We start from the raw sequence: 10,199 nt of genomic DNA, 5'->3' as shown, positions 1-10,199 counted from the left end.
ATCGAAACGACGCTCGGCACTTACGGTCATCTTTACCCCAACAGTAACTTTGAAGTCGCAAAAAAGCTCAACGGGATATTCTCCAAGGAGGTGCCCGATGAGCCAAAATAATTTGAAAAGGGTCAAAACTGTGCCACAGTAAAATCGGTGGTGCTAGAAACCTTGATACCACGGGACGGGCGCGAGATGTGCCATTGTTCCCGGGAAATAATCACCCAACACGTGCAGCCACACCTGCTCAAACAACTGCGGACCGTGGGTGTTGCCCCAGCGGTACTGCAGGGCGGAATCGAAGCCAGTGTCATCAATGAAGCGCGCTACGGGCAGGTGGGGCAGCTGAGCGCAATTGATACGCACGCGGTCGATCAGCAGTTAGCCGGTACGGGGGCGCTGCTAGTGGGGCCGCTGTTGCCCAGTGCTGCGGGCAAGCTGCTGAATGTAAATGCGGACGATGTTGCCATGGCGCTGGCTCAGCAACTACAGGTCACTCAGTTGCATTTTGTGACGGATGTGCCCGGTGTTTTGGACGCTAATGGCTGTGTGGTTTCGCGACTGACGCCGGCGCTGATGAATGATTTGAGTGCTAGTTCCGTGATTACAGGTGGTATGAGTGTGAAATTACGCGCCGGCCTGGCCGTGGCAGCCACGCATACGACTAAGGTGACAATTGGCAACGTGATTGAGCCAGCCGGAACCGTTTTGGTTGCCTAGACATAAATTAGGAGGAACTAAACATGACCAAATTGTTTACGACATACAAACGCTGGCCAATCACACTAGTGGATGGTCAGGACTGGCACGTGACCGACAGCACTGGTAAAACCTACGTGGACCTCAGCAGTGGCATCGGCGTCATGAGCCTGGGTTACCATTACCCAGCAGTGCAGGACGCGGTCGAGAAGCAGGTCCAGCACATCTGGCACAATACCAATTTGTACCAGTCGCCTGGCGAGGAAAAGGTTGCCAGTTTGCTGATCAATGGCTTGAATTTGCCGGACGATTACCTTGCGTTCTTTGGTAACTCCGGGACTGAAGCCAACGAAGCCGCGCTCAAACTAGCCCGGCGCTACACCGGCAAAACGCGCATGCTGAATTTTGCCGGGGGTTTCCACGGGCGGACGTATGGCTCGCTCACCGTGACGCCGATCCCGGATATTCAGCAGGGATTTGGAGTTGATACGTCCGGTGTTAAGACCGCTAAGTTCAACGACCCGGCGGCAATTGACGAGCTGGATGCCAGTTTTGCCGCGTTGATCATTGAGGCCGTGCAGGGTGAGGGCGGTGTGATTCCAGCGGATAAGGCTTGGTTGCAGGTCCTCTGCGCGCGCGCCCACGAGTTGGGCGTACTGGTGATCGTTGATGAGGTGCAGTCCGGGATTGGGCGCACGGGTAGTCTCTTTGCTTTCCAGCAGTACGGGATCGAACCTGACATTATCACCAGTGCCAAGGCGCTCGCCAGTGGCTTGCCAGTTGGGGCTATGATCGGCAAAGCTAAGCTGGGCAGTGCCTTCCCGTACGGAGCACATGGGACTACTTTTGGTGGCAATCCCATCGTCATGGCCAGCGCAACGGCGGTGCTGCAGTCGCTCACTCCGGAACTGCTCGAGCATGTGCAGACGGTCGGCAAGGCAGCAATGACGGAGCTTGCCACCTGGACCGCGCTACCGGCTGTGACTGAAGTGCGCGGACGGGGACTGATGATTGGCATTGAACTAAGTGCCGATCTGGACGTTGCCACGGTCGTGCAGCAGCTGCAGGAACAGGGTCTGCTGACGCTGACGGCTAAGCACAACACATTACGGTTATTGCCACCACTGATTATTAGCGAGGAGGCGCTGCTGGATGCACTCGCAATCATCAAGGGTGTACTGGTGGCGGATTCTAAGCAGTAAAAATAATATTTGAATTGAGCACCGCATCTCCTTTGGCTTGGGCTGAAGGGGATGGGGTGCTTTTTAGCGTGGACAGGTAAGCTCATTTGAGTTTCTAGTTGGCGGTGTCAAATCGAGTTTCAAGGACAACGTAGTGCAGCTTCCGCTCTGTTTTTCCGGGTGACGTTACATCCGTATCGTATTCAAATATACAAAATAAATGTAGAATGACCCCATGAAGTTTTCATGTATTATTGTTATCTATTTAAGACGCTAAGCCAAATAGTGTCGTCGATGGGGACATCGTCAATACATGAGAACGGCTCTTTTTTTGGCAAAAATGTCAAGAAACGTTGCCGTTACAGCTGTAACTGATGGTGATTGATGGAGAAGGAGCTGAATTTACTCGTGATTAAGAAGGAATTCGCTAATATTTTTAAGAACAAATCGGTTATGCTATTGCTTGTCGCAATTGTATTAATTCCCTTTGCTTATTCATTTTGCTTTCTGACGTCCGCTTGGGATCCATACGGAAATACCGGTAAAATTCCGGTGGCGGTCGTTAACCATGACGTCCCGACTGAGCTGCAAGGCAAGAAAATTAACGTTGGGGAGCAAACCATTCACAACTTGAAGGATGACAATCAGCTCGGCTGGCATTTTGTTAGTGCCAAGCAGGCTGCAGAAGGATTGAAGAACAACAAGTACTACACCGTTGTCACAATCCCGAAGAACTTCTCTAAAGATGCCGCAACCGTGCTTGATCCAAAGCCGAAGCAGATGAAGCTGACCTACAAGACGAATGGCTCGCTGAACTATGTCAGTGAAATCATTAGTCAGGTCGGGACCGATAAGCTCAACGAGCAGATTCGGGCGAAGGTCACCAACGCTTTTGCCAGCACCTTGTTCGCTCAGGTTGGCCAAATCGGTAAGAAAATTGGCAAGGCTGCATCTGGTGCAACACAGATTAACAGTGGTATGGTCACCCTGGATAATGGGGTCAACCAGTACACGGTCGGCGTTTCCAAGGTCAATAATGGCCTGCAGAAACTGCAAGTTGCCGTAGATCCACTTAGTTCCGGCGTCCAGCAGCTTGCTAACGGAAGTACCAAGCTCGAGGGCGGCCTCGCGCAGCTGCAGAGCAAGGTGCCCGCACTGACTAGTGGCGTTGACCAGCTCTACAACGGCATGGGTCAGCTTAATTCCAAAATGCCCGCTCTGACAGCCGGGGTGAACAAACTGAATGATGGGATGGGCCAGCTTAATGGCCAAGTGCCTGCCTTAGCTGATGGTGTTTCTAAACTTAACAATGGTTCCGGTCAGGTTACTGACGGCCTCACCGCACTCAACAAAAAGACATTGACCTTGCCTGGTGGGGTCCAGAAATTAACGGATGGGATCGGCCAGATTCAAAATGGTTTGGGCCAAATCGTTGCGCAGGCACCAACGCTAGCTGGTGGTGTCAATCAGTTGGCTGGTGGTGTCGCCCAGTACACCGGCGGGACTGACCAGCTAGCTGATGGTGTGCAGGAATTGAAGAAGCAACTGGTTGACGAGAAACAGTTACCACAAAAGGTCGACAAGTTGGCATCAACGGTTCAGACACAAGCTGGCACCATTAGCCTGGCTCAGGGCCAGATTGCTAAAGGTAACTACGGATTAGTTAACGCTATTGTTCCAACTCAATTAAAGGGTGCAACGACCGAGGAAAAGGGTGCAACGACCCAAGCACAAACGGCTGTCGCAGATAACACTGCGGCTCTCGAACAGATGCAAAAAGCAATCGATCAAACGCAGGATGCTAATGCCAAGAAAGCGCTAGAGGATTCCTACGCACAATTGGAAAAAACTAGCACTAAGGTACAAACTGGCCTCGAAGCCACGTCTGGCGTTGTCGATGCAGTTAACCACCAAATCAACACCACAGCAACGGATGCGGAAGGTGATCCTGCCGGTTTGAAGTCTGCTGTAAGCACATTGAACAGTGGTGTTAATGCCAAATCAGGACAAAGCCTGACGAGCGCCTTGAACCAGCTCGCTGATGGTTCGAAGCAGCTGGAGGCCAACTCCGGTGCCCTGAACAGCGGCGCCAGTCAGCTCAGCAGCGCCGTGCCAACCCTTGTTGCCGCGCTGCAGCAGCTCTACGCTGGCTCTGGCCAAGAAGCTGCCGGTCTCGCCGACCTGAACACGCAAGCACCACAACTTGCCGCTGGGGTTACCCAATTAATGGGTGGTTCCGGTCAGGTTACTACCGGTCTGAACCAACTAAACGGTAAAGTGCCGGCATTAAAGGCCGGTGTTAGCCAACTCTATGGTGGCACCAGCCAGCTGGCAGCGCAGACGCCAGCCTTGGCATCCGGTGTGGGCCAGCTCTACAACGGCATGGGCCAGCTGCACGCTCAGGTGCCGGCTCTGGCATCTGGTGTTAACCAGTTGCACGATGGGTCCAAGCAGCTCAGCGACGGGTTGAACCAGCTGAACAGCAAGACACCAGAATTAAAGTCCGGTGTCAACCAGCTCGCTGATGGTGCCAGCCAGCTGGACTCCAAGTCTGGTCAGTTAACTGACGGGACCAGCAAGTTGAAGGATGGTTCCGGCCAGCTCGCTGACGGTCTGGTGGCCGGTCAGAAACAGATCAATGGCGTCCACCTCACTAAAGCAACCGCGAAGATGTTCGCTGCACCAAGTCGGACGGAGCAAAAGCGCCTGACCACCGTGCCGAACTACGGGGATGCCCTGGCACCATACGTGCTTGCACTAGCACTGTTCATCGCGGTCATTATCTTTAACTTCACTTACCCAATGCGTCGACACGACGGCTACAAGTCTGTTGCCGAATGGTTCAAGGCAAAGATGGCGGTCGGCACCCTTGTTGCCGTTGCCATGGCGATGATTGAAGCGACATTGATGCTCATTGTGGGCCTGCATGTTGATAACATTGTGCAGTTCTACGGCATTACGGTGCTCTTCGCCCTAGCCGCGATGTACATGACCCAGTTCTTGAACCTCGCATTCGGCGGGGTCGGGATTTTCGTTGCTCTTGGCTTGCTGACCTTGAGTGGTTCTGGCGGTCTCTTCCCGGCCGAAACAATTAGCCCGCTCTACGATGCCTTCCAGCGCTTCCTGCCGATGACCTACGCGATTAACGGTTACCGAAATGCGATTAGCGGCGGGATCAGCACCACCACGGTCACGACGAGTGTGATCATTCTGATTGCTATCGCGGTCTGCAGCGTCGCGCTCATGTTCCCCGCAATCAAGCATCTGCTGGGCCGGCTTGAGCAAGAAGAAAAGTCATAGTGTAGATGGTTTAAGCAAGTTGTTTCATTTCTGAATATTTACGGCAAAATGCCCGCAAGCTGATAATTTACAGCTTGCGGGCATTTTTGTGGCGCTATTTCCCGGGCAATAAAAAGCGGACGGAATTGAGCTGCTTTAAATAATCCTAACGGAAGTGCTTGGTCGGGTGCTGGCTGCCCGCCTGGCGCATCTGGGGCCGCGGGCGACCGGGGCGCGGAACGTTTTGGCTGGCGGTTGGTGCGGGCACGACCGGGGCGTCTGGACCGGGCGCTAGCTTGCGCTTTTTCGGTAGAGTGACCTTGAACTTGAGGTGACTGAGGGCGGCGCCGACTGCAGCGCCGGCGGCAAAGGCTGCTAGAGCGGTTTTCTTGTGCATGATTTCTCCTCCATGATTTGAATGTTCTGACACATCTAATTACGCTCATTCTATGCCGTCACGGTGCCACTGTCACTAGGCCTTTTGCCTGTTTGCGACAAGTTGCACTAGCTGTCCTGCTGCACCGGTAGGGTCGGATGCGTTATAATATTAGTATCGCTGAAAGCGGATTATTGATTCCGCCGGACATGGAGGTTCATTCATGGTAGAAAAAACAGATTATTCATCACCAGAGTACTTTGCGCTGATGACCCGTTACTGGGAGGCGGCCAACTACCTTTCCGTTGGTCAGCTGTACTTGAAAGACAACCCGCTGCTGCAGCGGCCCTTGGTCAAGGATGACGTTAAGGTGCACCCGATTGGGCACTGGGGCACAATTTCCGGGCAGAACTTCATTTACACCCACTTGAACCGGGTAATTAATAAATACGATTTGAATATGTTCTACATTGAAGGACCCGGTCATGGTGGCCAGGTCATGGTTTCTAACGCCTACCTAGACGGGCACTATTCTGAAGTGTACCCGCGTGTATCCCAGGATAAGCAGGGCATGCAACGGCTCTTCAAGCAGTTCAGCTTCCCAGGTGGGGTTGCCAGTCACGCCAGTGCGCAGACGCCAGGTTCCATGCACGAAGGCGGCGAGCTGGGTTACGCGCTCAGCCACGGGGTCGGGGCCATTCTCGATAACCCTGACGTGATTGCCGCAACTGTCATCGGTGACGGTGAAACCGAAACCGGGCCAATGGCGGCCAGCTGGTTCTCCGGGACCTTCATTAACCCGATCAACGACGGCGCCGTTTTGCCAATCGTGCACATGAACGGCTTCAAGATCAGTAACCCAACCATCCTCTCCCGCAAGAGTGATGAGGATGTCCGCAAGTACTTCGAAGGCGCGGGCTGGGCACCGATTTTTGTTGAGGGTGACGATCCGCAGAAGCTGAATCCCGAAATGGCTGCCGCGATGGACAAGGCCATCGAGAGCATCAAGTCCATTCAGGAACACGCCCGCACGACTGGGGACACCACCCAGTCGAAGTGGCCAATGATCGTCTTCCGCTCACCTAAGGGCTGGACCGGTCCAAAAGAGTGGAACCACCTGCCAATCGAAGGCAGTTTCCGGGCCCACCAGATTCCGATTCCTGTGGACCAAGGCGACATGGAACATGCAGGCAGCTTGACTGACTGGCTCAAGTCCTACCACCCAGAGCAGCAGTTTGATGCGGATGGACACCTGGCACCAGAACTGAAGGCGCTCGTGCCGAAGAAGCGGATGTCCGCCAACCCAATCACTAACGGTGGGATCGACCCGCAGCCGCTAATTTTGCCTGATTACCGCAAGTTTGCGCTGGATAACAGCAAGCATGGCACTCAGGTCAAGCAGGACATGATCATCTGGTCTGACTACCTGGCTGAGCTCATCAAGCTCAATCCTGACAACTTCCGGATTTTTGGCCCCGATGAGACCATGAGTAACCGGCTCTACAGCATCTTCAACGCAACTCAGCGGCAGTGGCTGGAACCAATCAATCAGCACACGGACGAAAAGCTCGCCCCAGCTGGTCGCATCATTGATTCCCAGCTGTCTGAGCACCAGAGTGAGGGCTTCAATGAAGGCTACACGCTGACCGGGCGCCACGGACTCTTCACCAGTTATGAAGCCTTCCTGCGCGTTGTCGATTCCATGATCACCCAGCACTTCAAGTGGATCAAGGAAGCCGACGAACAGCCATGGCGGCGCCACTACCCATCACTGAACATCGTCTCCACATCCACGAGTTTCCAGCAGGACCACAACGGTTACACGCACCAGGATCCCGGCATTTTGACCCACGTTGCGGAAAAGACGCCGAAGTACGTCCGTGAGTACCTGCCTGCCGACGCGAACTCCATGCTGGCGGTATCACCACTGTTGTTCAACAGTGAGCAGACCGTTAACATTCTGATTGCCTCCAAGCAGCCGCGGCCGCAGTTCTACACCATTGATGAAGCCACCGTTCTGGCGCAAAATGGGCTGGCCCGGATTGATTGGGCAAGTACCGATGACAACGCCGAACCAGACGTGGTCATGGTTGCGGCCGGCACCGAGCCGAACATGGAAAGTCTGGCGGCCATCAACATTTTGCACGAGCAGTTCCCTGACCTCAAGATTCGCTTCATTAACGTGGTCGATCTGCTCAAGCTGCGGGCACCAGAAGTTGATCCGCGCGGGCTCACGGATGCAGAGTTTAACCACTTCTTCACGACTGACAAGCCAGTCATCTTCGCCTTCCACGGTTACGAAGGGCTCATCAAGGACATCTGGTTCCCACGGGCTAACCGCCAACTGCGTGTTCACGGTTACCGTGAAGAGGGCGACATCACCACGCCATTCGACATGCGGGTGCTGAACGAACTCGACCGCTTCCACCTTGCCAAGGATGCGGTCATGGCCATTCCGGAACTGGCAGCAAAGTCTGCGGGCTTCATCCAGAAGATGGACGATGAGCTCCAGAAGCACCATGACTACATTCGCGAGTACGGCGATGATTTGCCAGAAGTTCGCGATTGGGTTTGGCACGATATTAAATAAGTGTTTGTACGTTAAAAGGTTCCGCCCGTTTAGGGGCGAAACCTTTTTTTGCAATCGCTGGCGGTCCGCGACCCGAACGATAAGTTACTCACAGATAAATGATTAGTAGCAACTGATTTTAATTCCCAAATAAGCAAAAACAGATTATACTTTTCAGGTTCGCGCCGGTGAATTGAGGCCATACAATAACTATGCTGCCTCCCAGCGGCATTTTGGCAGTACGGATCGTCGCCAAGGGTTGCTGGTGCTTCTGCAGTGCCAAATTAACTTCAGTTTAGCAAGCTACGGGCGATGGTTTGTGCAGCGGCGATGTTGACATCGGCGACTAACGGGTGCGGACTCGCAGTCGTGAGAAGGAATTCGCCCTCGGTGGGGATGCCCCAACAGTAAAGAGCCGCTTGCGTTTGGCCAGCTGCGTTCAGCATCTGCCAAGTGTCGTGATTCACCGCGATAGCGCCGGTGGGTCGGTAGCTGCCATCGTTCATGCGCAGCTGGTGCAGGCTGGCCAGGCCATCCGCAAGTAGTTGCTGAATCAAGCTGTCCTGACTCTGGGCAGCAGCGATTGCCGGCAACCGCGCCTCAATCAGGTTCGGTGCGGAGTGGCGATCATTTGGCGCACTACTGCTGCTGGCCACAAATTGTCCAGCTGCGCCCACAACTGTCATTCCCGGCGGTAGCATGGTAACGATGTTTGCCTTGACCAGCGCGTGCAGTTCACGGATGCGCTGTAGCGGTGGACCGACCGTGAGGGGGTTACTGTTTTTCATGATTTCCCCGCGGAAGGTGCCGAAATAGTCCTCACCGCTGAGCAGCCCGCGCTGCACGATATCACGCAGCGGCACGCGCATGTCGCGCAGCGCTTCGATCATGCTTGCTTGGGGGTCGCGGCAGTTACCACCCGCCGCACTATGGATGTCTTTTTCCAGTTGCCGCAGCATGTTGACCCGCCATTGCGCGGGGCCTGCAGCCGGCAAGGGGTGGAGCAGTTGCTGCCAATCGAGTTGCTGATTGCGCGGGATCGCCGTGACCGCCCGCTCCGGGTCCTCCGCAAAATTGGCGTGGAATTGGGCCAGCTGCCGCGGATGGTCCTGCAGTAGGCGGTAGTAGTAGACGTATTCACACTCTAACTTGAGCATTTTGCGCAGGCGGGCGGCGCTGACCTGGCCCGCTTGTTGCCAACTGGCGATCCTGGCGGGGGTCAGTAGTTGCGGCTGGTACTGATGGCCGGGTTGCTTGTCCTGAACGGGTTTAGCGCGATAGGGGACTCCCGACCGCGAGCCGGCAAAGATTTGCGGTTCGGCGCCGCTCGAGACGTAACGTAAGCGGCCGTTGCTGCCGCTTGTAAAATGGCCCCCGCGTCCGGTTGTAAGTATGGTCAGCACGTCAAAGAAGCTCAGGCCGAGCCCCCGAATGATGACGCGGTTGCCACTTAGGTCTGCGGCATCGGGAAACCCGGGCGCGCTATAGTGCAGCCCGTGTTGGGCAGCGTACGCGCGCAACTGACTTTCTTCGGCATTCGGGTTCAGGGCCTGGTTGCCCAGGGTAAAGACCACCTTGTCAAAATACTGGCGTGGCGCACCGGCGCTGGTGATGCGATAGCCGCTGACCGCACCCGCTTTGCAACTGCGGACCCGGGCGCGGCACAGGCGCAGACTAATGTTTTGCGGCAGGGCGGCCTGAATGCGAGCGTACGCCCATTGCAGGTAACAGCCATAAAGAGCGCGGGAGGCGTAATCCTGTGGACGCAGGCTGATGACTTCCGTTACTAAGTGCCGTTTATGGTCTGGCGCCAAGGACATTGCCCCGATGTAGCTCGCGCCAGCAGTTGCCGCCCATTCTGCGAGCGTTGGGCCGGGCGTTGCTAATGCGCTCGGCAGGCTTGAGTCTGGAAACAGGGTGATTTGTTCCGCTTCTGTGTTCATGAGGAGCAGGTGCGACTGTTCTGGGCGCCAAACTCGCCCCCCAATTCCGGCGGGGTCGAACAGGGTGATTTGCAGGGGTTGGCTGGTAGTGCTCAGCGCTGCTGCAAGCAGTAAGCCGCGGGGACCGGCGCCAATAATTGCGATCCGCATGGGGCATCCTT

Annotated in this window: 6 protein-coding genes; 4 read left to right on the top strand and 2 right to left on the bottom strand. The window is 55.1% G+C overall.

Going from position 1 to position 10,199, the window contains the following annotated elements; translation table 11 throughout:
* Positions 1-162: 162 nt before the first annotated feature.
* From GN107_RS08415 to GN107_RS08405, 3 genes are all read left to right on the top strand, one after another.
* Complete coding sequence (locus GN107_RS08415; protein WP_155288057.1) at positions 163-711, top strand: amino acid kinase family protein; 549 nt, start codon at positions 163-165, stop codon at positions 709-711.
* A 23-nt stretch (positions 712-734) separates the two neighbouring features.
* Positions 735-1,892 (top strand): aminotransferase class III-fold pyridoxal phosphate-dependent enzyme, encoded by a 1,158-nt coding sequence (locus GN107_RS08410; RefSeq protein WP_155287365.1) that lies wholly within the window; start codon positions 735-737, stop codon positions 1,890-1,892.
* A gap of 387 nt (positions 1,893-2,279) precedes the next feature.
* Positions 2,280-5,171, top strand: a complete 2,892-nt coding sequence (locus GN107_RS08405; protein WP_196246295.1) for a YhgE/Pip domain-containing protein — start codon at positions 2,280-2,282, stop codon at positions 5,169-5,171.
* A 145-nt stretch (positions 5,172-5,316) separates the two neighbouring features.
* On the opposite strand, the gene GN107_RS08400 is transcribed toward GN107_RS08405, so the two are convergent.
* A complete protein-coding gene (locus tag GN107_RS08400; protein ID WP_155287363.1) occupies positions 5,317-5,547 on the bottom strand; it encodes a hypothetical protein in 231 nt (76 codons plus the stop codon).
* 202 nt (positions 5,548-5,749) lie between these two features.
* Between GN107_RS08400 and GN107_RS08395 the strand changes: the two genes are divergently transcribed.
* Positions 5,750-8,116 (top strand): phosphoketolase family protein, encoded by a 2,367-nt coding sequence (locus GN107_RS08395; protein ID WP_155287362.1) that lies wholly within the window; start codon positions 5,750-5,752, stop codon positions 8,114-8,116.
* Between the two features lie 269 nt (positions 8,117-8,385).
* Here GN107_RS08395 and GN107_RS08390 read toward each other — a convergent pair whose 3' ends face one another.
* Positions 8,386-10,188: an FAD/NAD(P)-binding protein gene (locus GN107_RS08390; RefSeq protein ID WP_155287361.1), complete on the bottom strand. Its 1,803-nt coding sequence runs from the start codon at positions 10,186-10,188 to the stop codon at positions 8,386-8,388.
* Positions 10,189-10,199: the final 11 nt, after the last annotated feature.

This window comes from Lacticaseibacillus zhaodongensis (assembly GCF_009687905.1).
GTDB lineage: Bacteria > Bacillota > Bacilli > Lactobacillales > Lactobacillaceae > Lacticaseibacillus > Lacticaseibacillus zhaodongensis.
This window is presented reverse-complemented; position numbering and strand designations above follow the sequence as displayed.